The sequence below is a fragment of the Burkholderia ubonensis genome (genome assembly GCF_001718695.1).
In the GTDB taxonomy this organism is placed as follows: Bacteria; Pseudomonadota; Gammaproteobacteria; order Burkholderiales; family Burkholderiaceae; genus Burkholderia; species Burkholderia ubonensis_B.
In genome coordinates this window covers 1,905,500-1,931,032 of record NZ_CP013422.1, presented here as the reverse complement: position 1 = coordinate 1,931,032, position 25,533 = coordinate 1,905,500, and the positions used below count along the sequence as shown (strand labels likewise).

The following is a 25,533-nucleotide window of genomic DNA, read 5'->3' as shown; positions in this document are numbered from 1 at the left end:
TTCGCCCCCAATTACTGCTCTGCGTGGGGCCAGAGTAAGCGCTGAAGCGCCAACTCTGGCCGACAGAGCCGGTCGTGCCCCGGCCGTTTGGTGTTCCGTCTACGGAGAAGTGAGATGACACTGCAGAATTCCTCGCGCGCCGCTGCCGGCGCGTTCCGCAAGCTTGCGCTGGCTGCCTGCGCCGCCGGCCTGCTGCAAGGCGCCGCGCTGTCGGCGCACGCGGCGAACGCGGTCGTGCTGTACACGGCGGACGGCCTGGAAAACCTCTACCGCGACGTGCTGCCGGCCTTCGAGAAGAAGGAAGGCGTGAAGGTCAACATCGTCACGGCGGGCAGCGGCGAAGTCGTCAACCGCGCGAACATCGAGAAGAACTCGCCGAAGGCGGACGTGATCGTCACGCTGCCGCCGTTCATCCAGCAAGCCGGCCAGATGGGCCTGCTGCAGCCGTACCAGAGCGTCAACTACAAGAACGTGCCGGCGATCGCGAAGGCGGAAGACGGCAGCTGGGCGACGTTCGTGAACAACTATTTCTCGTTCGCGATCAACCCCGAAGTCGTCAAGCAGCAGCCGAAGACGTTCGCCGACCTGTTGTCGCCGAACTACGCGGGCAAGGTCGCGTACTCGAACCCGGCCACGGCCGGCGACGGGATGGCGGTGCTGATCCTGACGACCACGCTGATGGGCGAGGACAAGGCGTTCGACTACCTCGCGAAGCTGTCGCAGAGCGTGAAGTTCCACACGAAGGGCACGGGCTACCTGAACGTGCTGCTGTCGCGCAACGAGATCAGCTTCGCGAACGGCGACCTGCAGATGGATCTCGACGATGCCGAGCACGGCGGCCTGTCGATCAAGCCGATCTTCCTCGCGGCGAAGGACGGCGACCAGCCGACGACGTTCCAGCTCCCGTACGGCATCGGCCTGATCAAGAGCGGCCCGAACCAGGACGCGGGCAAGAAGCTGATCGACTACCTGATGTCGACGGAAGTGCAGGCGAAGGTGCCGGACATGTACGGCATCCCGGGCCGCACCGACGTGCCGCTCGCCGGCAAGAACGGCGAGGCGGTCAAGCGCGCGATCGCGGGCGTGAAGCTGATCCCGGTCGACTGGAGCCAGGTGATGGCGAAGAAGCCGGTGTGGCTGGAGCGCTGGAAGAAGGACGTGATCGGCAGCTCGGGCAAGCAGACCGAAGTCGTCAAGCCGAAGTGACCGGCGCACGCCGCGTGCCATTCCGCCTGCAATTGAAAGGATGAAACCGGTGGATACCGCCATGACCCATCCCGGCGCATTCGGCGCCGCCGAGCCGCATGCGACGCTGCGGTCCGGCGCGCCGGGCGGCGTGCAGATCGAGCACCTGAGCGTGCGCTACGGCGCGCGCACGGTGCTGGACGATCTGACGCTGTCGATCGGCGCCGGCGAATTTCTGACCGTGCTCGGCAAGAGCGGCTGCGGCAAGACCACGCTGCTGCGCTTCATCGCCGGGTTCGTGAAGGCCGACGGCCTGACCGGCACGTTGACCGTCGCCGGGCGCGACCTGACCTATGCGCCGCCGCACAAGCGCAACCTCGGTCTGCTGTTCCAGAACTACGCGCTGTTCCCGCACCTGTCGGTGTTCGAGAACGTCGCATTCGGCCTGCGCGCGCGACGGATGCCGTCGGCCGAGGTGACGCGCCGCGTCGCCGACGCGCTGAAGCTCGTCCAGCTCGGCGACGCCGGCCACCACCTGCCGGCGCAACTGTCGGGCGGCATGCAGCAGCGCGTTGCGCTCGCCCGCGCGCTCGTGATCGAGCCCGACGTGCTGCTGCTCGACGAGCCGCTGTCCGCGCTCGACGCGAACCTGCGCGCGTCGGTGCGCAGCGAGCTGAAGGCGCTGCACGAGCGCCTGCCGAACCTGACCGTCGTGTGCGTGACGCACGACCGCGACGACGCGCTGGTGCTGTCCGACCGCGCGCTGCTGATGCGCGACGGCCACGTCGCGCAGCTCGGCACGCCGCAGCAGCTTTACGACACGCCGCGCAACGGCTACGTCGCGCGCTACCTGGGCCCGGCGAACCTGCTGCCGCCGCGCGTGATCTTCCCGCTCGGCGATCCACGCCACGACGTGCGCGACAGGGTCGCATGCGTGCGTCCCGAGCAATTGACCGTCCGGCCGCTTGCGGCGGGCGGGCTGCACGGCACGGTTGCATCGGTCGAATGGCAGGGCGCGGAGCTGTCGATCGCGGTCGTGGTCGACGCGGCGCCGGACGAGCCGGTGCGCGTGACGATGCAGCGCGGCCGCGGCGCGGCGCCCGAGCGCGGCGCGCGTGTTTCCCTGCATTGCGAGGCAGACGATGTCGTCCTTATCGAGCCCTGACGCCGCGCTGCCGCCAAAGGCGCTCGCGTCGGCCGCCGCCCATGCTGCCGCCGCGAAGCGCCGCCGGCGCGCCGGCGACTGGCACCTGATCCTGCTCGCGGTCGTCGTGCTCGGCCCGCTCGTCGTCTATCCGCTCGTGCGGCTCGTGCTGCTGAGCCTGACCGGCGATCACGGGCTGAGCTTCGCCGCGTACCGGAACTTCTTCGGCAATCCCGACACGCGCAACGTGCTGCTGACGACGCTCGGCGTGCTGTTCGCGAGCGCCGGCACCGCGTCGGTGCTCGGCGTGCTGCTCGCCGCGCTGCTGTTCTTCCGGCCGTTTCCGGGCGCGTCGCTCGTCACGCGCTTCCTGGAGCTGTACGTCGCGTTTCCTTCGTTTCTCGTCGCGTTCACGCTGATCTTCCTGTACGGCTCGCAGGGCTCGGTCAGCATCGCGCTGCAGCAGGCGTTCCATCTCGACCAGCCGCCGCTCGATTTCCTGTTCGGCTTCGGCGGCGTGATCCTCGCGCAGACCGTGTTCTACACGCCGTTCGTCGTGCGGCCGACGCTCGCGTCGTTCGCGACGCTCGACCTGCGCCTGATCGAAGCGGCGCGCAGCCTCGGCGCGTCGGGCTGGATGCTCGCGCGGCGCGTCGTGCTGCCGATCGCGTGGCCCGGGATCGCGGCCGGCACCGTGCTGTGCTTCCTGCTGACGCTGAACGAATTCGGGATCCTGCTCGTGCTCGGCAGCGCCAAGCTCGTCACGCTGCCGGTCGCGATCTACAGCAGCGCGACCGTCGATCTCGACCTGCCGACCGCGTCGGCCGGCGCGGTCGCGATGCTCGCGCTGTCGCTGGCGCTGTATGCGGTCTATCGCCGGGTGAACCGGCGCGCAACGGGAGGGACGCGCGATGTCCGCTGAATATCGTATCGGGCAGGCCGTGCCGCGCCACGAACCGGGCTGGAGCGACACGCTGCTCAAGCATGCGTCGCGCGTCGCGCTGGCGCTCGCCGCGTTCGCGTGCTTCTGGCTGTTCGTGCTGCCGGTGATCGTCGTCGCGCTGTCGAGCGTGTCGAGCCGCTGGTCCGGCACGATCCTGCCGGCCGGCTACAGCCTGCGCTGGTTCGAGCAGCTCGGTTCGCAGGAATACGGCGCGCTCGCGACGAGCCTCGAGATCGGCTTCGGGGTCGCCGTGATCGGCACGGCCCTCGGCCTGTGGCTCGCGCTCGCGCTCGAAGGGCGCGACCGGCGCGGCGTCGGCGCGTTCGTCGACGCGCTCGTGATGGTGCCCAACGGCGTGCCGAGCGTCGTGCTCGGGCTCGCGGTGCTGATCGCCTATCACCAGAAGCCGGTCGATCTGTCGAGTTCGGCGGCGATCGTCGTGCTCGTGCAGCTCACGCTGATCTTGCCGTTCTGCTATCGCTGCGCGGCAGCGGCGCTGCGCCCGGAGCTGACGGTGCTGCGCGAGGCCGCGGCCAGCCTCGGCGCGCCGCCCGCGATGGTGCTGCGGCGCGTGCTGCTGCCGCAGCTCGTGCCCGCGCTGCGTGCGAGCCTCGCGCTCGGCTTCGCGCTGTCGCTCGGCGAGCTCGGCGCGACGCTGACCGTCTATCCGCCCGGCTTCGCCACCGTGCCGATCGTCGTGATCGGCCAGGTGGAGCGCGGCTATTACCTGCCGGCGTCGGCGCTGTCGCTGCTGATGCTCGGCGCGTCGCTCGCGGCGCTGCTGCTGATTGCCGCCCGCGTGCCGGGCGGCACGAGGGCTGCATCATGAACGCCGCATTCTCCTTGCGACTGCCCGGTGAGCACGTGCGTGCCGGCAACCTTTCGGCCGATCTCGCGGCGCGCTGCGTCGACGTCAACGGCCGCCGCTACCGGCTGCCGGCCGTGCCGACCGTCGTCGTGTGCGTCGACGGCTGCGAATACGACTATCTCGAGCGCGCGGTCGACGCGGGCGTCGCGCCGTTCATCGGCCGGATGTTCGCGGAAGGCACCGCGTGGCGCGCCGATTGCGTCGTGCCGACTTTCACCAACCCGAACAACCTGTCGATCGTCTGCGGCGCGCCGCCGTCCGTGCACGGGATCTGCGGCAACTACTTCTGGGACCCGGACGCCGACGGCGGGCGCGGCGCCGAGGTGATGATGAACGACCCGGCCTACCTGCGGGCGGGCACGCTGCTCGCCGCGGCGTCCGACGCCGGCGCGCGGGTGGCGGTCGTGACCGCGAAGGACAAGCTGCGCCGCCTGCTCGGCTGGCGGATGCGCGGCATCTGCTTCTCCGCGGAGAAAGCCGCGCAGGCGAATCTCGCGGAAAACGGCATCGTCGACGTGCTCGACTGGGTCGGCCTGCCGTCGCCGGACGTCTATAGTGCGGCGCTGTCCGAATTCGTGTTCGCGGCCGGCGTGCGGCTCGCGCAGACGCGCCAGGTCGACCTGATGTACCTGTCGACCACCGACTACGTGCAGCACAAGTGCGCGCCCGGCAGCCCCGGCGCAAATGCGTTCTACGCGATGATGGACCGCTATCTCGCGCAGCTCGATGCGCTCGGCTGGGTGATCGGGCTGACCGCCGACCACGGGATGAACGCGAAGCACGATCCGGCGACGGGCCGGCCGAACGTCGTTTATCTGCAGGATGCGCTCGACGGCTGGTTCGGCGTGCAGGCCGCGCGGGTGATCCTGCCGATCACCGATCCGTACGTCGTGCACCACGGCGCGCTCGGCTCGTTCGCGACCGTCTATCTGGCGTCGGGCGCCGACCGGATGGACGCGATGTGGCGCATCGGCGGGCTCGACGGCGTCGAACTCGTGCTCGACAACGCGGAAGCCGCGGCGCGCTTCGAGCTGCCGGCGGACCGGATCGGCGATCTGGCCGTGATCGCCCGGCGCGACATGACGCTCGGCACGCGCGAGCGCGAACACGACCTGTCCGGGTTGACCGTGCCGCTGCGCTCGCATGGCGGCGTGTCGGAGCAGGAAGTGCCGCTGCTGTTCAACCGTCGCATCGAGCGCGACGATCCCGAGCGTCGTCCGCGGAATTTCGACGTGTTCGATTTCGCGCTGAACCGGATCGCATCATGACTTCCCCTGTTCGGCGGGACCATCCGGCCTTTCGTGCCGAGGCGTTGCGCTGGTGCGGCGCTCACGCGGCACGCGAGCGGACCTTCGATGTCACCGATCCCTATACCGGCATGCGCGTCGGCACCGCGCCGCTCGCGAGCGTCGACGACGTGCGCGCCGCGTTCGACTACGCGATGGCTTACCGGCCGGTGCTCACGCGCTACGAGCGTTCGCAGATCCTCGAACGGGCGGCCGCGCTGCTGCGAGAGCGCACCGAGGAAGCGTCGGACCTGATCACGCTCGAATCCGGCCTGTCGAAGCAGGATTCGCGCTACGAGATCGGCCGCGTCGCGGACGTGCTGAAGTTCGCGTCGGTCGAGGCGCTGCGCGACGACGCGCAGAGCTTCTCGTGCGACCTGACGCCTCACGGCAAGGCGCGCCGGGTGTTTTCGCAGCGCCAGCCGCTCGACGGGGTGATCGTCGCGATCACGCCGTTCAATCATCCGATGAACCAGGTTGCGCACAAGGTCGCGCCGGCGATCGCGACCAACAACCGGGTGATCGTGAAGCCGTCCGAGAAGGTGCCGCTGTCGGCGTTCTATCTGGCGGATCTGCTCCATGAGGCCGGACTGCCCGAGCCGATGCTGCAGGTCGTGACCGGCGATCCGCGGGAGATCGCGGACGAGCTGGTGACGCACCCGCACGCGTCGCTGATCACGTTTACCGGCGGCGTGGCGATCGGCAAGGCGATTGCCGCGAAGGCCGGTTACCGGCGCGTCGTGCTCGAGCTGGGCGGCAACGATCCGCTGATCGTCCTCGGCGACGCCGATCTCGACCGCGCCGCGTCGCTCGCGGTGCAGGGCTCGTACCGGAATTCCGGCCAGCGCTGCACGGCGGTCAAGCGCATCCTGGTCCAGCGTTCGGTTGCGCCGGCGTTCACCGAACGATTGGTGGAGAAGACGCGCGCGTGGTCGTACGGCGACCCGTTCGATCCGGCGAACGAGATGGGCACGGTGATCGACGAAGCAGCGGCGCGCCTGTTCGAGGCGCGCGTCAACGAGGCGCTCGCGCAGGGTGCGCGACTGCTGACCGGGAATGTCCGCCGCGGCGCGCTCTATGCGCCGACCGTGCTCGATCGCGTCGATCCGGCGATGGCGCTGGTGCGCGAGGAGACGTTCGGCCCGGTGTCGCCGGTCATCGCGTTCGACACGATCGACGACGCGATCCGGATCAGCAACGGCACGGCGTTCGGGCTGTCGTCGGGCGTCTGCACCGACAGCACGGAAGCGGTCGTGCGGTTCGTGAACGAATTGAACGTCGGCACCGTGAACGTCTGGGAGGTGCCGGGCTACCGGATCGAGCTGACGCCGTTCGGCGGGATCAAGGATTCGGGATTGGGCTACAAGGAAGGGGTGCAGGAAGCGATGAAGAGCTTCACGAACCTGAAGACCTTCTCGTTGCCGTGGGGATGACGGAAATGGCGTTGACGCTTGAGGAGATTCGCGGCCTGTACCGCGAGCATGGCCATGTGGCCTATAGCGGGGAGCCGGTCACGCAGCTCGAGCATGCGCTGCAGAGCGGCTTGCTGGCGGAGGAGGCGGGCGCGGACGACGCGCTGGTCGCGGCGGCGTTCCTGCACGACCTTGGGCATCTGCTGAACCGTCAGGGGGAGACGCCGAGCGCGCGCGGCATCGACGATCTCCATCAATATTACGTATTGCCGTTCCTGCGGCCGCTGTTGCCGGACGCGGTGCTCGATCCGATCCGGCTGCATGTCGATGCCAAGCGCTGCCTTTGCCGGACGGACGCCGGCTACTTCGAGAGCCTGTCGCCGGACTCGGTGCGCAGCCTCGCATTGCAGGGCGGGATCTTCAGCGAGGAGGAGGCCGCGGCGTTCCTGCTGCGCCCGTTCGCGGAGGACGCGCTGCGCCTGCGCCGCTGGGACGATATGGCGAAGGTGGAAGGGAAGGTGACGCCGGATCTCGATCACTATATGGAGATCGTGGCCCGCCAGGCGCGGACGGGCTGACTGCTCGACTGTTTGTATATAAAGCCCCGCACGCGGCAGCGTGCGGGGCTTTATATATTTCACGAAACCCCTTGCGCGATTGCCGTGAGCTGCATAGAATCACGCCTCTTTCGCGCTGACGGCAACGCGGCGCGGAAGGAAGAAGGGAAGCGGTGCGGTTGGGTGGATGTGGTGACCCAGGTGCACACGAAGCTGAACCCCTCACCGTCACAACGAAGCAGTTCAAAAAGTTGTTGACGAGTGAAGAAAGACGGTTCATAATCTCTCTTCTCTGCTGCTGACAACGCAGCGCTGCTGGGAAAGACGAAGTTCTCGCAGAAATGCTCTTTAAAAATTAACAGCCGATAAGTGTGGGCGCTTGATCGAAGCGAGCCGATCGTCAGATCGGATTGGCAAAAGTATCAAGAGTCTCACACTAAAGTAAGTCAGGTTTATGAAGCAATTCATATTCCTGTCAGCTTTGAGTGAGCGACCGGTTCTGCGGAACCGAAAACAGTAACAGGTTTGAACTGAAGAGTTTGATCCTGGCTCAGATTGAACGCTGGCGGCATGCCTTACACATGCAAGTCGAACGGCAGCACGGGTGCTTGCACCTGGTGGCGAGTGGCGAACGGGTGAGTAATACATCGGAACATGTCCTGTAGTGGGGGATAGCCCGGCGAAAGCCGGATTAATACCGCATACGATCTATGGATGAAAGCGGGGGACCTTCGGGCCTCGCGCTATAGGGTTGGCCGATGGCTGATTAGCTAGTTGGTGGGGTAAAGGCCTACCAAGGCGACGATCAGTAGCTGGTCTGAGAGGACGACCAGCCACACTGGGACTGAGACACGGCCCAGACTCCTACGGGAGGCAGCAGTGGGGAATTTTGGACAATGGGCGAAAGCCTGATCCAGCAATGCCGCGTGTGTGAAGAAGGCCTTCGGGTTGTAAAGCACTTTTGTCCGGAAAGAAATCCTTGGCTCTAATACAGTCGGGGGATGACGGTACCGGAAGAATAAGCACCGGCTAACTACGTGCCAGCAGCCGCGGTAATACGTAGGGTGCAAGCGTTAATCGGAATTACTGGGCGTAAAGCGTGCGCAGGCGGTTTGCTAAGACCGATGTGAAATCCCCGGGCTCAACCTGGGAACTGCATTGGTGACTGGCAGGCTAGAGTATGGCAGAGGGGGGTAGAATTCCACGTGTAGCAGTGAAATGCGTAGAGATGTGGAGGAATACCGATGGCGAAGGCAGCCCCCTGGGCCAATACTGACGCTCATGCACGAAAGCGTGGGGAGCAAACAGGATTAGATACCCTGGTAGTCCACGCCCTAAACGATGTCAACTAGTTGTTGGGGATTCATTTCCTTAGTAACGTAGCTAACGCGTGAAGTTGACCGCCTGGGGAGTACGGTCGCAAGATTAAAACTCAAAGGAATTGACGGGGACCCGCACAAGCGGTGGATGATGTGGATTAATTCGATGCAACGCGAAAAACCTTACCTACCCTTGACATGGTCGGAATCCTGAAGAGATTCGGGAGTGCTCGAAAGAGAACCGGCGCACAGGTGCTGCATGGCTGTCGTCAGCTCGTGTCGTGAGATGTTGGGTTAAGTCCCGCAACGAGCGCAACCCTTGTCCTTAGTTGCTACGCAAGAGCACTCTAAGGAGACTGCCGGTGACAAACCGGAGGAAGGTGGGGATGACGTCAAGTCCTCATGGCCCTTATGGGTAGGGCTTCACACGTCATACAATGGTCGGAACAGAGGGTTGCCAACCCGCGAGGGGGAGCTAATCCCAGAAAACCGATCGTAGTCCGGATTGCACTCTGCAACTCGAGTGCATGAAGCTGGAATCGCTAGTAATCGCGGATCAGCATGCCGCGGTGAATACGTTCCCGGGTCTTGTACACACCGCCCGTCACACCATGGGAGTGGGTTTTACCAGAAGTGGCTAGTCTAACCGCAAGGAGGACGGTCACCACGGTAGGATTCATGACTGGGGTGAAGTCGTAACAAGGTAGCCGTATCGGAAGGTGCGGCTGGATCACCTCCTTTCCAGAGCTTATCGCAAAGTTGAGCGCTCACGCTTATCGGCTGTAAATTTAAAGACAGACTCAGGGGTCTGTAGCTCAGTCGGTTAGAGCACCGTCTTGATAAGGCGGGGGTCGTTGGTTCGAATCCAACCAGACCCACCATTTGTCTGGCGGTAACACCCTGAGGCATCTGTACTCATGGGGGCATAGCTCAGCTGGGAGAGCACCTGCTTTGCAAGCAGGGGGTCGTCGGTTCGATCCCGTCTGCCTCCACCAATCCTCAATGACAAGCGTTCGACGCGTCGAGCTTTTGTCATTGGCGATTGAGCCAGTCAGAGTGATATGAGTAACACCATATCGGCTGTCGTTCTTTAACAATCTGGAAGAAGTAAGTAATTTGGATAGCGGAAGCGTCTCGAGATGGACGTGAAAACTATCCGGGTTGTGATTGTATCGATGTATCTCAAGATGATTCGAACTTCATGTTCGGCTCAATTGGAATACGGCACAACGCGAGAACTCAACCTGTAGCGACTGTCGATGAGACAGACTCGTTATAGGGTCAAGCGAACAAGTGCATGTGGTGGATGCCTTGGCGATCACAGGCGATGAAGGACGCGGTAGCCTGCGAAAAGCTACGGGGAGCTGGCAAACGAGCTTTGATCCGTAGATGTCCGAATGGGGAAACCCGGCCCTTTTGGGTCATCCTGGACTGAATACATAGGTCCAGAGAAGCGAACGCGGTGAACTGAAACATCTAAGTAACCGCAGGAAAAGAAATCAACCGAGATTCCCAAAGTAGTGGCGAGCGAAATGGGATGAGCCTTGCACTCTTTATTTGTATTGTTAGCCGAACGCTCTGGAAAGTGCGGCCATAGCAGGTGATAGCCCTGTAGGCGAAAACAGTATGAAAGAACTAGGTGTGCGACAAGTAGGGCGGGACACGTGAAATCCTGTCTGAAGATGGGGGGACCATCCTCCAAGGCTAAATACTCGTGATCGACCGATAGTGAACCAGTACCGTGAGGGAAAGGCGAAAAGAACCCCGGGAGGGGAGTGAAATAGATCCTGAAACCGCATGCATACAAACAGTCGGAGCCTCGTAAGGGGTGACGGCGTACCTTTTGTATAATGGGTCAGCGACTTACGTTCAGTAGCAAGCTTAACCGTATAGGGCAGGCGTAGCGAAAGCGAGTCCGAATAGGGCGTTCAGTTGCTGGGCGTAGACCCGAAACCAGGTGATCTATCCATGGCCAGGATGAAGGTGCGGTAACACGTACTGGAGGTCCGAACCCACTAACGTTGAAAAGTTAGGGGATGAGCTGTGGATAGGGGTGAAAGGCTAAACAAACCTGGAAATAGCTGGTTCTCTCCGAAAACTATTTAGGTAGTGCCTCGTGTCTCACCTTCGGGGGTAGAGCACTGTCATGGTTGGGGGGTCTATTGCAGATTACCCCGCCATAGCAAACTCCGAATACCGAAGAGTGCAATCACGGGAGACAGACATCGGGTGCTAACGTCCGGTGTCAAGAGGGAAACAACCCAGACCGCCAGCTAAGGTCCCCAAATATAGCTAAGTGGGAAACGAAGTGGGAAGGCTAAAACAGTCAGGAGGTTGGCTTAGAAGCAGCCACCCTTTAAAGAAAGCGTAATAGCTCACTGATCGAGTCGTCCTGCGCGGAAGATGTAACGGGGCTAAGCTATATACCGAAGCTGCGGATGCGAGCTTTGCTCGCATGGTAGGAGAGCGTTCCGTAAGCCTGCGAAGGTGCCTTGTAAAGGGTGCTGGAGGTATCGGAAGTGCGAATGCTGACATGAGTAGCGATAAAGGGGGTGAAAGGCCCCCTCGCCGTAAGCCCAAGGTTTCCTACGCAACGTTCATCGGCGTAGGGTGAGTCGGCCCCTAAGGCGAGGCAGAAATGCGTAGCTGATGGGAAGCAGGTCAATATTCCTGCACCATTGTTAGATGCGATGGGGGGACGGATCGCGGAAGGTTGTCCGGGTGTTGGAAGTCCCGGTCGCTGCATTGGAGAAGGCACTTAGGCAAATCCGGGTGCGTAATTCAAGGGTGTGGCGCGAGCTCCTTCGGGAGCGAAGCAATTGGAAGTGGTTCCAAGAAAAGCCTCTAAGCTTCAGTCTAACGATGACCGTACCGCAAACCGACACAGGTGGGCGAGATGAGTATTCTAAGGCGCTTGAGAGAACTCGGGAGAAGGAACTCGGCAAATTGGTACCGTAACTTCGGGATAAGGTACGCCCTTGTAGCTTGACTGGCCTGCGCCAGGAGGGTGAAGGGGTTGCAATAAACTGGTGGCTGCGACTGTTTAATAAAAACACAGCACTCTGCAAACACGAAAGTGGACGTATAGGGTGTGACGCCTGCCCGGTGCCGGAAGATTAAATGATGGGGTGCAAGCTCTTGATTGAAGTCCCGGTAAACGGCGGCCGTAACTATAACGGTCCTAAGGTAGCGAAATTCCTTGTCGGGTAAGTTCCGACCTGCACGAATGGCGTAACGATGGCCACACTGTCTCCTCCCGAGACTCAGCGAAGTTGAAGTGTTTGTGATGATGCAATCTACCCGCGGCTAGACGGAAAGACCCCATGAACCTTTACTGTAGCTTTGCATTGGACTTTGAACCGATCTGTGTAGGATAGGTGGGAGGCTATGAAACCGGAACGCTAGTTTCGGTGGAGCCGTCCTTGAAATACCACCCTGGTTTGTTTGAGGTTCTAACCTTGGCCCGTGATCCGGGTCGGGGACAGTGCATGGTAGGCAGTTTGACTGGGGCGGTCTCCTCCCAAAGCGTAACGGAGGAGTACGAAGGTACGCTAGGTACGGTCGGAAATCGTGCTGATAGTGCAATGGCATAAGCGTGCTTAACTGCGAGACCGACAAGTCGAGCAGGTGCGAAAGCAGGTCATAGTGATCCGGTGGTTCTGTATGGAAGGGCCATCGCTCAACGGATAAAAGGTACTCTGGGGATAACAGGCTGATACCGCCCAAGAGTTCATATCGACGGCGGTGTTTGGCACCTCGATGTCGGCTCATCTCATCCTGGGGCTGTAGCCGGTCCCAAGGGTATGGCTGTTCGCCATTTAAAGAGGTACGTGAGCTGGGTTTAAAACGTCGTGAGACAGTTTGGTCCCTATCTGCCGTGGGCGTTGGATATTTGAAGGGGGCTGCTCCTAGTACGAGAGGACCGGAGTGGACGAACCTCTGGTGTACCGGTTGTCACGCCAGTGGCATCGCCGGGTAGCTATGTTCGGAAGAGATAACCGCTGAAAGCATCTAAGCGGGAAACTCGCCTTAAGATGAGATATCCCTGGGGACTAGATCCCCTTGAAGGGTCGTTCGAGACCAGGACGTTGATAGGTCAGGTGTGTAAGCGCAGTAATGCGTTCAGCTAACTGATACTAATTGCCCGTAAGGCTTGATCCTATAACAAGTCTGCCTTGTAGATCGGCGCCGTGCGAAAGCACTGGCCGCGATCCGGAGCGACATGTTGGATTCTCGTGTGTGATACACACAACCTAAATTACTGCTTCTTCCAAGATTGGTTCTGTTGGCCACGCCAGCAGAACAACCCTCTTTGCCTGATGACCATAGCGAGTCGGTCCCACCCCTTCCCATCCCGAACAGGACCGTGAAACGACTCTACGCCGATGATAGTGCGGATTCCCGTGTGAAAGTAGGTAATCGTCAGGCTCCCTAAGCCGAGAACCCCCGCCTGAACAGGCGGGGGTTTTTGCATTGGCGCGGCAGAAAGAGCACTCGGCCAGTTGCATCGGCTCGAGTCGGCGGGATCGAACGAACCCGGTCGGTTTGCGATAGCTTGGTGATGTGCCCAGGACCGACTCGCTAGAAGCCACGCTGCTCACCAGGTTCACGACGAGTCGGCCCATATCCCCTGATCGTCACGCTGCCGCGGAACTGCTCATCGCCGGAACGCGCGATGCATCAAGCTGGCGATATCTGCGATGCATGTCCGGCGGCCACGCGCCAACGATCTCCTACTGGGCGCCACAGCCGCGTGTAGGCGAACCTGCCGCTGAACGCCGTGCCATCGAAATCACCGGCAAGCACGACCGTTGTCGCGGTGACGATGCTGCGTACGGGATTCCGCGCATCCTAGGCGTCCAGATATAACGCGTGATGGCGTCGACGTGGAAGATGATGCTGCATGTTGAGCGGAAATGACTGCTAGATGCTCAATCACTTCGTCGACGTAAGTGCGATTCGCCGGTCTTGAGGGGGCTTCACCTAGTGGCCGGTATATCCCAATATCCCAATAAAAATCTATGCGCATAAAGTCCCCGAGCGCCAGATGTCATCGGCGAGCTTCCCGCCATTCACGGTAATATCGCCGTTCGTCCGACTGCCGGCAATTCGTCTGCCTGCCACTGCTCGGTGTTCCTACAACTCATTCCCGCACATTGATTCATGACCGACCGCGCCGCCGCTTCATGTCGTCGGACGACCGACTTCCTGCCATATCTCGTCGCCGCGACATTTTTCATGGAGTATCTCGATACGACCGTGATCGCGACCGCACTCCCGCAGATGGCGCACACGTTCGGCGTCGGGCCGAACGCGCTGAGCCTCGGGATGACCGCCTATATGCTCGCGCTCGCGGTATTCATCCCGATCAGCGGCTGGATTGCGGATCGATACGGTTCGCGGACGGTGTTCGGCAGTGCGATCGTCATCTTTACCGGCGCGTCGGTGTTGTGCGGCCTGTCCAACGGCGTCGGGACTTTCACCGCAGCACGGCTGCTGCAGGGCATCGGCGGCGCAATGATGGTGCCCGTCGGGCGGATGATCGTCGTGCGCAGCACCGAAAAGGCGCGCCTGATGCGCGCGATCGCGACGATCACGTGGCCGGGCATCGTCGCGCCGGTCGTCGGGCCGCCGATCGGCGGCTTCATCACGACGTATGCGTCGTGGCGCTGGATCTTCCTGCTGAACGTGCCGTTCGGCATCGCGGCGTTCGCATGTACCTGGCTGATCGTCAGGAACACGCGCGTCGACGAGCAGCGGCCGCTCGACTGGATCGGTTTCGTGCTCGCCGGCGCCGCGTTGACGTGCCTGCTGATCGGGACCGAAGCGGCCGGGCAGCAGGACGTCGATTTCACGCGCGCAGGTATCCTGGTCGCCGCGAGCGTGTTGTTCGGCATTGCCGCATGGTTGCATGCGCAACGATGCGCGCATCCGCTGCTCGACTTCACCACGCTCGAGGTCCCGACGTTCTCCGTGACGGTGATCACGGGCTCGGTCACGCGGATCGCGATCAACGCCGTGCCCTATCTGCTGCCGCTGCTGTTCCAGATCGGCTTCGGCCTGTCGCCGTTCCAGTCGGGCCTGTTGCTGCTGGCGAGCGCGGTCGGCAATCTCGGCATGAAGGCGGGGACGTCCTGGATCCTCGACCGGTTCGGCTTCCGGCGCGTCGCGCTCGTTGACGTGACGATCGTCGGCCTGTTCACGATCGCATGCGGCTGGCTGACCGCATCAACGCCGCTTGCGATCACGCTGCTCGTCGTGTTCGTCTACGGGCTGACACGGTCGATGCAGTTCACGACGCTCGCGACGCTGGCCTATGCGGACATTCCCGCCCGGCAGACGAGTGCCGCGAGCACATTGTGGAGCGCCGCGCAGCAGATGACGATCGGCATGGGGATCGCCTTCGGCGCGCTGGCGCTGCGTGTGGCAGCTTCGTTGCGCGGCGACGCGACCGGCGTGCATTACGTGCTCGAGGACTTTCGCTGGGCGTTCGTCGCGGCCGGCGTGCTTGCGCTGCTGACTTTGCCCGGCTATGCGGGACTCGCCGCCGATGCTGGCGATCGACTTCGCGCAAATGTGGCGCGCGGGTAGAGCGTCGTTCTGATCGCGGCGGTCGCGCGAAGGCCGGCGGTCAGCGATTCGTCGCCACTGCGGACTGAGTCGAGACGCCGCCCCAGCAATGAGCAGCGGACCGCGCGTATGGAGCAGCCAGTCGTCGGTTGCAGTTTACGGCGCGCGAACTCTAAATCGCGTGGCGTTGCCCGCTTATAACTTCACGCCGTCCGGGCTGCTGCCGGCGACAGGCGACAGGCGACAGGCGACAGGCGACAGGCGACAGGCGACAGGCAACCGGCAACCGGCAACCGGCAACCGGCAACCGGCAACCGGCAACCGGCGAGTGGCGAGTGGCAACCAATAACCGGCGCCCGGAACGCGCAACCGGCAACCCGCAACGGGCAACGGGCACTCGGCAACCGGCACTCGGCACTTGCCAATCGGTAATCGGCAATTGGCCACCGCCAACCGCCAACCGCCCGCCCACGCTCCCCCAACGTGCCGAGTCCCATCTCCACCTCATCCGCACCACCAACACCCTCACAACGCATCATGGAAGATGATGCCGACCGTATGGCGGTGACCGCTGCGAATCCTGCTCACCCCGTGGCGCAAGTTCACGCGGTAGATGCCGCGCGTGCCCTGCACCGGCCGGCCGTGCACGGCGAAGATCACGGCGTCACCCTGGGTCAGCGGGACCACTTCGGCGCGCGACTGCATGCGCGGCCGCTGCTCGGTCAGCACGAACTCGCCGCCGGTAAAGTCCCGTCCGGGCGCGGACAGCAGGATCACAACCTGGAGCGGAAAGACGTGTTCGCCGTACAGGTCCTGATGCAGACAGTTGTAGTCGTCCGGGCCGTATTGGAGGATCAACGGCGTCGGGCGCGTCTGCCCCGCCGCGTGGCAGCGGGCGAGAAACGCCGCATGGTCGAGCGGATAGCGCACGTCGATCCGCAGCGCGTCATTCCAGCGATTGGCAATCGGCGCGAGATGCGGGTAGATCGTTGCGCGCAGCGCGTCGACGACTGCGGGCAGCGGATAGGCGAAGTACTTGTATTCGCCGCGTCCGAAACCGTGACGTGCCATCACGACGCGCGAGCGGTACAGCGCATCGTGCGGATAAAGCGCGCGCAGCGCATCGCATTCGCCGCGCGACAGCAGGCTCGACACGTGCGCGCAGCCGTAGCGATCGAGTTCGGCCTCGACGGTCGACCAGTCGATTGCGTCGACGCGCGCCGCGATGTCCTGCAAGTCGGCGGCAGGTTGCAGATCGGCGATATTCACGGACATCCCCCGGTTCGTTTGCGACGTCGCATCGCGCGTACCCGCGGCGTGCTTCGCAGGCATGCAGCACACGCGGGGCGTCGCGATGCATGTCGATGAACCGAGTCTAGCGACCGGCGCGCGCCGTTGCACTCCGGATGTTGCGCTTCAATTCGCGAAGCGACGGCGAGCCGCGCGACGACGGCACGCCGATTGCGGCGACGTGCCCGAGCGCAGCGACAAAGAAGAATGAAGCCACTGCCGAACCCGCCGCTCTCGCACCCGCCGCGGCAACCGCGCGGCCGTGAGCCGTCGCCGCCCGCCCGCTCGCCGTTATCCGCTCAAGCCAGCGCGCGGAACAACCAGTACAACCCGCCCGCGAGCGCGATCGATGCAGGCAGCGTCAGCACCCACGCAAGCACGAGGCCGCGCACCGTGCCCCATTGCAGCCCCGACCCGTTGGCGGCCATCGTGCCGGCGACGCCGGACGACAGCACGTGCGTCGTCGAGACCGGCAGCCCGTAGACGTCGGCGGCGCCGATCGTCAGCATCGCGACGAGCTCCGCCGACGCGCCCTGGCCGTAAGTCAGGTGCTGCTTGCCGATCTTCTCGCCGACGGTCACGACGATGCGCTTCCAGCCGACCATCGTGCCGAGCCCCAGCGCGATCGCGACGGCAACCTTCACCCAGGTCGGGATGAACTTGGTCGCGTGGTCGAGCTGCCTGCGGTAGTTGTCGATCGCGAGCCGGTCGGCCGGCGCGAACGCCGGCTGCCCGGATTTTTCCATCAGCCGGATTGCTTCGGACACGAGGTACATCGTATTGCGCACGTTGTCGATGTCGCCCTGCGGCACCGCCGCCATCGAGCCCGATGCGCCGACCGCATGCGCAAGCGAGACCGACAACTGCTGTACCGCGGGCAGTACGGCGGGCGTCATCTCGCGATGCTGCACGTACTGCTCGACGTCGGCGCGCGGATTGGCGGACGGCGCGATGCCGTTTGCATACTTCGCGAACGTCATGGCCGCCTGGTTCGCCACCGCGACGAAGGTCTGCGATTCCGCGGGCGTCACGGCCTTGTTGAGCGCGTAGGCGGTGGGCACGATACCGATCAGGATCAGCATGATGAGCCCCATCCCCTTCTGGCCGTCGTTCGAGCCATGCGCGAACGACACGCCGGTGCAGGTCAGGATCAGCAGGCAGCGGATCCAGAACGGCGGCGGCTGATCCTTCGGCGGCTCCTGGTACAGTTCCGGCACCCGCGCGAGCGCGTTCAGCACGAGCAGCAGCAGGCCCGCGCACAGGAAGCCGACGATCGGCGAAAACAGCAGCGACTTGCCGACGCCGAGCGCCTGGCCCCAGTCGACGCCGCTCGTGCCGGACGGCCCGTGCATCAGCTGGTTCATCAGCCCGACGCCGATGATCGAACCGATCAGCGTGTGCGAGCTCGACGACGGCAGTCCGAAATACCAGGTCGCGAGATTCCAGACGATCGCGGCGATCAGCAGCGCGAACACCATCGCGAAGCCGGCGCCGCTGCCGACCTGCAGGATCAGTTCGACAGGCAGCAGCTGCAGGATGCCGAACGCGACGGCGCCGCTCGAGAGCATCACGCCGAGGAAGTTCCACAGGCCGGACCAGATCACCGCGATGTTCGGCGTCAGCGAATGCGTATAGATCACGGTCGCGACCGCGTTCGCGGTGTCGTGGAATCCGTTGACGAACTCGAAGCCGAGCGCGATCACGAGCGCGGCGCCGAGCATCAGGTACGGAAACAGCGAGCCTTCGCGGACCGGCGCAATATCGGAGATCAGGTGCGTGGCAACGTAGACGGCGCCGATCGCGAGCACCAGCAGGACGACGGCGTAGCCGGCACGTCGGGCGCGTTCGGTGGAACCGGGATGGTGTGCGGCGGACGAAGCGGGTTGATTCATGACGGCGTCTCGTAACGGAAACGCGTCCGATCCTAGCGTCGGCTTTCAGTCAGTTTGATGACAGTACGGACCGCGAAACGCCGTTGTTCACGCCGTCGTCCATATAGTGAGCACGCTCATGCATCCGGGCCGCTTCGCGCCTTGCGCGCGCGCCTATCGCAGCATGCGTGGCGCGTCCGACGCCGAGTCGCGTGCGAGCGCGAGAAATGCGGACAGGTAATCGATCGATGCGTCGGCGTCGCGGATGCCGAGAAAGATCTGTTTCGCGATGCCTTGCTTGCCGAGCCTGACCGGCACGACCGGCATGCGGTCCGCGTATTCGTCGGCGAGCCACTTCGGCAATGCGGCCACGCCGCGTCCGCTCGCGACCATCTGCAGCATGATGTCGGTCGTCTCGATCGACTTGTGGCGCCGCGGCACGATGGCGGCCGGCGTCAGGAACTGGTTGTAGATGTCGAGCCGGTCGGTCTCGACCGGGTACGTGATCAGCACCTCGTCGGCCAGTTGCTCGGGCGTGACGTAGTCGGCGTTCGCGAGCCGGTGCGCGTCGGCGACCACCAGCACCTGCTCGTAGTCGAACACCGGATCGAAGCGCAGGCCCGGCTTGTTCAGCGGGTCGGGCGTCACGAGCACGTCGATGTCATGGCCGAGCAGCGCGCCGATCCCGCCGAACTGAAAGCGCTGCTTCACGTCGACGTCGACGTCCGGCCAGCGCGCCAGATACGGCGACACCACCTTCAGCAGCCACTGGTAGCACGGATGGCATTCCATCCCGATGCGCAGCGTGCCGCGCTCGCCCTTCGCGTACTGCTTCATCCGCTCCTCGGCGAGCTCGAACTGCGGCAGCAGCCGGTTCGCGAGCTTCAGCAGATATTGCCCGCCCTGCGTGAGCCGCAGGCCACGTCCTTCCCGATCCCAGATCGGCGTGCCGAGCTGCTGCTCGATTTTCCGCACGGTATGGCTGAGCGCCGACTGCGTGAGGTGCAGCGCGTTGGCAGCCGCAGTCAGCGAGCCCTGGCGCTCGACTTCGCGGATCACGACGAGATGGAATCGCTCGAGCATCAATACATGAACAAAGTTAATGGATGAATGAAATAATGCCATTTTATTTCATGGGGCGAAATCCCTATGATGGCTGCTGAATCTTCTATTACTTCTGGACGGCGGCTTCATGGTGAAGACCCACAACCTCGGTTTCCCGCGCATCGGCGCGCAGCGTGAACTGAAATTCGGCCTCGAACGCTACTGGAACGGCGACGCCACGCGCGACGAGCTGACGGCCCTCGGCGCCGCGCTGCGCCGGCGCCACTGGAGCGACCAGCACGACCTCGATCTCGCGCCGCTCGGCGATTTCGCGTGGTACGACCACGTGCTCGACATGAGCTTCACGCTCGGCAATCTGCCGAAGCGCGTGCAGGACTTTCACGGCGACGCGCTCGACAACTATTTCCGCGTGGCGCGCGGCCGTTCCGCGCATTCGGCGCACGAGCATGCGAGCTGCTGCGGTGGCGTGGCGGCCGGCGAGATGACGAAGTGGTTCGACACGAACTATCACTACCTCGTGCCGGAGTTCCACGCCGACACGAACTTCTCGCTCGACCCGTCGCGACTGCTGCAGCAACTGGCCGAGGCGAACGCGCAGCGCGTAAACGCAAAGCCGGTGATACTCGGCCCCGTCACGTATCTGTGGCTCGGCAAGGCGAAGGACGATTCCGACCGGCTCGCGCTGCTGCCGAAACTGCTGCCCGTGTACGGCGCGCTGCTCGATACGTTGACCGCTCAGGGCGTCGAATGGGTGCAGATCGACGAGCCGATCCTCGTCACCGAGCTCGACGCCGACTGGCGGCGTGCGTTGCGCACGGCATACGAGGCGCTCGAGACGCGTCGCATCAAGCTGCTGGTCGCGACGTACTTCGGCCCGCTTCAGGACAATCTCGAGCTTGCGGTTTCGCTGCCGGTCGATGGACTGCACATCGACGCCGTCAATGCGCGCGACGAGGTCGACGTGCTGGCGCGCACGCTGCCGGCCACACGCGTGCTGTCGGTCGGCGTGATCGACGGCCGCAACATCTGGCGGACCGACCTGAACGCGGCGCTCGATTGGCTCGAGCCGCTCGCGCGGCAGTTGGGCGAGCGACTGTGGCTTGCGCCGTCGTGTTCGCTGCTGCACGCGCCGGTCGATCTCGGCAACGAGCCGAAGCTGGACGCCGAGATCCGCTCGTGGCTCGCGTTCGCGGTGCAGAAGCTCGCCGAACTGAAGCTGCTCGCGACCGCGCTGAACCAAGGGCGCGACACGGTGGCCGACGCCCTCGCGGAGAATGCGGCCGCGATCGAGTCGCGGTGCCGCTCGCCGCGCGTGCACAACCCGGCGGTGAAGACCGCCGTCGCGCGCATCGACGCGCGGCTCGGCAACCGTGCGAGCGCGTATCCGCAACGCGCGGCCGCGCAGTCGGCACGCCTGAAACTGCCGCTGCTGCCGACCACGACGATCGGCTCGTTCCCGCAGACCGCGGAGATCCGCGACGCGCGCCGCCGCTTCAAGGCCGGCGAGCTCGACGAAGCCGGCTACCGCCACGCGATGCACGCGGAGATCGAACGCAGCGTGCGCGAACAGGAAACGCTGCAGCTCGACGTGCTGGTGCACGGCGAAGCCGAGCGCAACGACATGGTCGAATATTTCGGCGAGCAGCTGGATGGCTACGCGTTCAGCCAGTTCGGCTGGGTGCAGTCGTACGGATCGCGCTGCGTGAAGCCGCCGATCCTGTTCGGCGACATCAGCCGACCGAGCGCGATGACGGTCGAGTGGATCGCCTACGCGCAGTCGCTGACGAGCAAGCCGATGAAAGGCATGCTGACGGGGCCCGTGACGATGCTGCAGTGGTCGTTCGTGCGCGACGATCAGCCGCGTTCGGTGTCGTGCTACCAGCTCGCGCTGGCGATCCGCGACGAAGTGCTCGATCTCGAGCGGGCCGGGGTGCGCGTGATCCAGATCGACGAGGCCGCGCTGCGCGAGGGGCTGCCGCTGCGTCGTGCGCAATGGCCGGCCTACCTGAAGTGGGCGATCGACGCGTTCCGGATCGCCGCGAACGGCGTGCGCGACGACACGCAGATCCACACGCACATGTGCTATTCGGAGTTCGGCGACATCCTGCCGTCGATCGCCGCGCTCGACGCCGACGTGATCTCGATCGAGACGACCCGCTCGAACATGGAGCTGCTCGACGCGTTCGACGGCTTCCGGTATCCGAATGAAATCGGGCCGGGCGTGTACGACATCCATTCGCCGAACATCCCGACGCAGGAGCACATCGTCGGCCTGATGAGGAAAGCCGCCGAGCGGATTCCGGCCGAGCGGCTGTGGGTCAATCCGGACTGCGGGCTGAAGACGCGCCGCTGGGCGGAAGTGCTGCCGGCGCTGACGAACATGGTCGCCGCGGCGAAGACGTTGCGCAGCGAGCTGCGCAACGGGCTCTGATAAAGCGCTTCGGCGACGCGCCGGTTCCGCGCTCGCGCAACCAGCGCGTGCGCGGAAGCTCCCGGCGCAGCGCCGCCCCGGAACCCGCCCTATGCCGCGCCGCGATCAGTCGCGGTACGTGACGCCCGGCAGCACGCACAGCAGCTCGTACGCGAGGTTCGCGCCGAGCAGCGCCGTGGTGCCGAACGGGTCGTACGGCGGCGCCACCTCGACGAGATCGCAGCCGACGATGTTCAGGCCCTTCGCGCCGCGGATGATCTCGAGCGCCTGCGGCACCGTCAGGCCCGCGATTTCCGGGGTGCCGGTGCCGGGCGCGTAGGCCGGGTCGATGCCGTCGATGTCGAAGCTGATGTAGACGGGCGTGTCGCCGATCCGTTCGCGCACTTCGTCCATCAGCGGCGCGAGGGACTTGTTCCAGCATTCCTCGGCCTGGACCACGCGGAAGCCCTGCTCGCGGCACCAGTCGAAGTCCTCGGCGGCGTAGCCGGTGCCGCGCAGGCCGATCTGCGTGACCTTGTCGCCGTGCAGCAGCCCTTCCTCGACCGCGCGGCGGAACGGCGTGCCGTGGGCGATCTTTTCGCCCATCATCGTATCGTTCACGTCCGCATGTGCATCGACGTGAATCAATGCAACCTTGCCGTGCTTGCGGTGGATCGCGCGCAGGATCGGCAGCGCGATCGTGTGGTCGCCGCCCAGCGTGATCGGCTTGCAGCCGTGCTTCAGGATCGCGTCGTACTCGACTTCGATGCGGGCGATGGAATCGTGCAGATTGTAAGGATTGATCGCCACGTCACCGATGTCCGCGACCTGCAGCGAGTCGAACGGCGCGGCGCGCGTCGCCATGTTGTACGGGCGCAGCAGCACGGATTCGGTGCGGATCTGGCGCGGACCGAAGCGCGCGCCGGTGCGGTTCGACGTGCCGAGATCGAACGGCACGCCGACGAAGCACGCGTCGAGCCCTTCGGCGCTCGGCACGTGCGGCAGGCGCATCATCGTCGCGATGCCGCCGCAGCGCGGCATTTCGTTGCCGCCGAGCGGCTGGAAATGGATATGGTCGTTCATCTTGCGTCTCTTCCAGTGTGGGGTTGCCGTATCATGCGACGCGGCTTGGCTCGTAGTTGTACGCGCTCCGGCCGGAAAGAAGAATGCGAAGATATCGACGTAAACATCGATCTCCATCGATGTATGGAAGGGGAATGGCGTGCTGGGGAATCTGTCGACTCTCGATCTGCGGCTGATCCGGGTGTTTCTCGCGGTGACGGACGCCGGCGGCGTATCGGCCGCGCAGACGGTGCTGAACGTCGGGCAATCGACGATCAGCGCGCAGTTGTCGTCGCTCGAGACCCGGCTCGGCTACCGGCTCTGCGAGCGGGGCCGCAGCGGCTTCCGGCTCACGCCGAAGGGCGAGCGTTTCCATGCGATGAGCCGCAAGCTGCTGACGGCGCTCGACGAATTCGGGATGGCGGCGCGGCACATGGACAGGCAGCTGGTCGGCACGCTGAACATCGGCCTGATCGGCCATACGCCGATCAGCCAGAACGCGCGGATCGCCGAGGCGATTGCCGCGTTCCGCACCCGCGACGAGGCGGTGCGCTTCTCGATCTCGGTGAGGGCGCCCGGCGATCTCGAGGAAAAGCTGTTGAGCGACGAGCTCCAGATCGCGGTCGGCTATTTCTGGCACCGGGTGCCGTCGCTGCACTACACGCCGCTCTTCATCGAGCGGCAGGTCGCGTACTGCGGCCGCAGCCATCCGCTGTTCGCGCGCGCCGGCGCGCTGAAGCCGGCCGACGTGGCCGGGTTCGAATGGGCGTGGCGCTCGTACCCGCTGCCCGAGGCGCAGATGTCGACGACGCCCGACCGCGTGACCGCGACCGCCGACAACATGGAGGCGGTCGCGCTGCTGATCCTGTCGGGCCACCATCTCGGCTACCTGCCGCAGCACTTTGCGGCGCCGTACGTCGCGCAGGGGCTGCTCGCGCCGCTCAACGCGGAGCGGCTGCACTACGACGTCACGTTCCACATGGTGGTCGCGCGCAACGCGCGCGGCAATCCGCTCGTGCAGGCGTTTCTCGAGGATCTCGAGCACGCGCACCAGCCGGGCGATGCCGGATGACGGTGATCTTCCCGATCACCTGGGCCTGTGTCGTGCCGGCGCGCCCGGTCGCTCGCATCAAGGCACCGGCAAACCCGCGTCGTGCTTCACTTCCCGCAGCGACAGCGCCGATTCGAGCGACGTCACGCCGGGCAGCGTCCGCAGCGATTCGCGCAGGAACGTGCCGTAATCGTCGAGATCGCGCGCGACGACCTGCAGCAGGTAGTCGGCCGTGCCCGACACGTTGTGGCACGACAGGATCCGCTCGATCCCGAGCACCTCCCGTTCGAACCGGTCGGCGATCTTGCGGTCGTGCGTCGCGAACCGCACCAGCACGAACGCGACGACGCCGAAACCGAGCGCCTTGCGCGACAGTTGTGCGCGATAGCGCTCGATGTAGCCGTCGGTTTCGAGGCGCTTCAGCCGCCGCGCGCACGGCGTTTCGGACAGGCCGACGCTGTCGGCCAGGCGCGCGATCGGCAGGCGGCCGTCGCGCTGCACCGCGGCAAGGATCGCGCGGTCGGTTTTGTCGAGTTCGGTCATGTGGGGGAATCCGTTTGTAGATCGGCCAATTGTGGGGGATTCCGCCGCGAAGCGGCAATACGGAACGAAAGATGGCCAATAAGCGCTCCGCCTTCGACGGCAACATATCGTCATCGAAGGACGAGCCCGACCATGATTTCCACGCATTTGCTGTTGATCTACCTGGCCGCGCTGGCGGCAATCTACGCGGTGCCGGGGCCGGACATGGCGCTCGTGCTGCAGACCAGCATCGGGCGCGGCGTGCGGCCGGGCATGGCCGCAGCGGCCGGCCTGTCGCTGTCGCGCACCGCGCACGTGACGCTGTCCGCGTGCGGCGTCGCGGCGCTGATCCGCAGCGCGCCGTGGCTCTATGAAGTGATCCGCTACGGCGGCGCGCTCTATCTCGCGTATGTCGCGATCCAGGTGTTCCGCTCGCCGGTGTTCGCGCTCGGCGACGGCGCCGCCGAGGCGGGCGAACTGCGGCAGGCGTTCGTGAAGGGGCTGCTGACGAACCTGCTGAACCCGAAGGCGCTGCTGTTCTGCTCGGTGCTGCTGCCGCAGTTCGTGCGGCCCGACGCGGGCCCGGTCGTCTGGCAGATGTTCGAGCTCGGCGCGCTGCTGGTGGCGGCGGGCGTGTGCTTCGACCTCGCGTGCGTGTTCGGCGCGTCGCGGATCGCCGCGTGGATGCGCGCGCATCCGCTCGCGCAGACCGTGCAGCGCTGGACCTTCTCCGCGGCGCTGATCGGCTTCGCGCTGCGCCTGTCGGTGGACTGAGCCGGACGTCGCGGATTCGCCGTCCGCGACGCGCGTCACCATCGCTGCCTTCCCTCTCGCGCCTGCCACCAGTGACATACCGCAACCGCGATTCATCTGACTTGTTCTAAACTTCCTGTACGTCGCCGCGCCGCTGTTGCGCGGCCAACCGGACGGAACCTTCTTTCGTCTGCCATATCCGATTTTCTGGCTGTTCCGTGCAAC

Annotated in this window: 16 protein-coding genes, 2 tRNA genes and 3 rRNA genes; 16 read left to right on the top strand and 5 right to left on the bottom strand. The window is 64.4% G+C overall.

From position 1 onward, the window contains the following. The first annotated feature begins 114 nt into the window (after window positions 1-114). The 13 genes from phnS to WJ35_RS28070 all read left to right on the top strand — a co-directional run bounded on the left by phnS (window position 115) and on the right by WJ35_RS28070 (window position 15,305). Window positions 115-1,206: a 2-aminoethylphosphonate ABC transporter substrate-binding protein gene (phnS, locus tag WJ35_RS28130; RefSeq protein WP_010090040.1), complete on the top strand. Its 1,092-nt coding sequence runs from the start codon at window positions 115-117 to the stop codon at window positions 1,204-1,206. A gap of 40 nt (window positions 1,207-1,246) precedes the next feature. Further along, entirely contained in the window at window positions 1,247-2,350 is a 1,104-nt protein-coding gene (gene phnT / locus WJ35_RS28125; protein WP_060236068.1) for a 2-aminoethylphosphonate ABC transport system ATP-binding subunit PhnT, read from the top strand. Next, window positions 2,328-3,251: a 2-aminoethylphosphonate ABC transporter permease subunit gene (gene phnU / locus WJ35_RS28120; RefSeq protein WP_060236066.1), complete on the top strand. Its 924-nt coding sequence runs from the start codon at window positions 2,328-2,330 to the stop codon at window positions 3,249-3,251. The genes phnT and phnU overlap by 23 nt, the downstream gene beginning before the upstream one ends. Continuing rightward, window positions 3,241-4,101: a 2-aminoethylphosphonate ABC transport system, membrane component PhnV gene (gene phnV / locus WJ35_RS28115; protein ID WP_069240503.1), complete on the top strand. Its 861-nt coding sequence runs from the start codon at window positions 3,241-3,243 to the stop codon at window positions 4,099-4,101. The genes phnU and phnV overlap by 11 nt, the downstream gene beginning before the upstream one ends. Then, entirely contained in the window at window positions 4,098-5,408 is a 1,311-nt protein-coding gene (phnA, locus tag WJ35_RS28110) for a phosphonoacetate hydrolase (RefSeq protein ID WP_069240502.1), read from the top strand. The genes phnV and phnA overlap by 4 nt, the downstream gene beginning before the upstream one ends. Beyond that, window positions 5,405-6,859, top strand: coding sequence for a phosphonoacetaldehyde dehydrogenase (gene phnY / locus WJ35_RS28105; protein WP_060236059.1), 1,455 nt, complete (start codon window positions 5,405-5,407; stop codon window positions 6,857-6,859). Before phnA ends, phnY begins: the two co-directional genes overlap by 4 nt. Window positions 6,860-6,864: 5 nt before the next feature. Then, entirely contained in the window at window positions 6,865-7,416 is a 552-nt protein-coding gene (locus WJ35_RS28100; RefSeq protein WP_069240664.1) for a phosphonate degradation HD-domain oxygenase, read from the top strand. A 506-nt stretch (window positions 7,417-7,922) separates the two neighbouring features. Next, window positions 7,923-9,455: ribosomal RNA gene (locus WJ35_RS28095) — 16S ribosomal RNA — on the top strand. A gap of 63 nt (window positions 9,456-9,518) precedes the next feature. Next, a tRNA-Ile gene (locus WJ35_RS28090) sits at window positions 9,519-9,595 on the top strand. A 38-nt stretch (window positions 9,596-9,633) separates the two neighbouring features. Continuing rightward, window positions 9,634-9,709: transfer RNA gene (locus WJ35_RS28085), tRNA-Ala, on the top strand. A 284-nt stretch (window positions 9,710-9,993) separates the two neighbouring features. Beyond that, a 23S ribosomal RNA gene (locus tag WJ35_RS28080) occupies window positions 9,994-12,875 on the top strand. A 154-nt stretch (window positions 12,876-13,029) separates the two neighbouring features. Further along, a 5S ribosomal RNA gene (gene rrf / locus WJ35_RS28075) occupies window positions 13,030-13,142 on the top strand. Together the 16S, 23S and 5S rRNA genes with 2 tRNA genes alongside form the textbook arrangement of a ribosomal RNA operon. Before the next feature lie 735 nt (window positions 13,143-13,877). Next, window positions 13,878-15,305, top strand: a complete 1,428-nt coding sequence (locus WJ35_RS28070) for a DHA2 family efflux MFS transporter permease subunit (RefSeq protein WP_069240501.1) — start codon at window positions 13,878-13,880, stop codon at window positions 15,303-15,305. A gap of 504 nt (window positions 15,306-15,809) precedes the next feature. Here the strand turns inward: WJ35_RS28070 and WJ35_RS28065 are convergent. The 3 genes from WJ35_RS28065 to WJ35_RS28055 all read right to left on the bottom strand — a co-directional run bounded on the left by WJ35_RS28065 (window position 15,810) and on the right by WJ35_RS28055 (window position 19,528). Beyond that, complete coding sequence (locus WJ35_RS28065) at window positions 15,810-16,553, bottom strand: 2OG-Fe(II) oxygenase (RefSeq protein ID WP_069240663.1); 744 nt, start codon at window positions 16,551-16,553, stop codon at window positions 15,810-15,812. A 320-nt stretch (window positions 16,554-16,873) separates the two neighbouring features. Further along, the gene (locus WJ35_RS28060) at window positions 16,874-18,466 is read right to left on the bottom strand and encodes an inorganic phosphate transporter (RefSeq protein WP_069240500.1); all 1,593 of its coding nucleotides are present in this window, start codon (window positions 18,464-18,466) and stop codon (window positions 16,874-16,876) included. Window positions 18,467-18,619: 153 nt separating this feature from the next. Next, window positions 18,620-19,528 (bottom strand): LysR family transcriptional regulator, encoded by a 909-nt coding sequence (locus WJ35_RS28055; protein WP_034194758.1) that lies wholly within the window; start codon window positions 19,526-19,528, stop codon window positions 18,620-18,622. A 109-nt stretch (window positions 19,529-19,637) separates the two neighbouring features. Here WJ35_RS28055 and metE point away from each other — a divergent pair, with 109 nt between their 5' ends. Then, complete coding sequence (gene metE / locus WJ35_RS28050; protein WP_069240499.1) at window positions 19,638-21,941, top strand: 5-methyltetrahydropteroyltriglutamate--homocysteine S-methyltransferase; 2,304 nt, start codon at window positions 19,638-19,640, stop codon at window positions 21,939-21,941. A 105-nt stretch (window positions 21,942-22,046) separates the two neighbouring features. Here the strand turns inward: metE and speB are convergent, their stop codons facing one another. Continuing rightward, complete coding sequence (gene speB / locus WJ35_RS28045) at window positions 22,047-23,003, bottom strand: agmatinase (RefSeq protein WP_010089297.1); 957 nt, start codon at window positions 23,001-23,003, stop codon at window positions 22,047-22,049. A 139-nt stretch (window positions 23,004-23,142) separates the two neighbouring features. Between speB and WJ35_RS28040 the strand changes: the two genes are divergently transcribed. Continuing rightward, the gene (locus tag WJ35_RS28040; RefSeq protein ID WP_069240498.1) at window positions 23,143-24,054 is read left to right on the top strand and encodes a LysR family transcriptional regulator; all 912 of its coding nucleotides are present in this window, start codon (window positions 23,143-23,145) and stop codon (window positions 24,052-24,054) included. 57 nt (window positions 24,055-24,111) lie between these two features. Here the strand turns inward: WJ35_RS28040 and WJ35_RS28035 are convergent, their stop codons facing one another. Further along, on the bottom strand, window positions 24,112-24,576 hold the full coding sequence (locus WJ35_RS28035) for an Lrp/AsnC family transcriptional regulator (protein WP_069240497.1): 465 nt from the start codon (window positions 24,574-24,576) through the stop codon (window positions 24,112-24,114). 132 nt (window positions 24,577-24,708) lie between these two features. On the opposite strand from WJ35_RS28035, the gene WJ35_RS28030 reads away from it, so the two are divergent. Continuing rightward, window positions 24,709-25,329: a LysE family translocator gene (locus WJ35_RS28030; protein WP_010089300.1), complete on the top strand. Its 621-nt coding sequence runs from the start codon at window positions 24,709-24,711 to the stop codon at window positions 25,327-25,329. Window positions 25,330-25,533 lie beyond the last annotated feature (204 nt).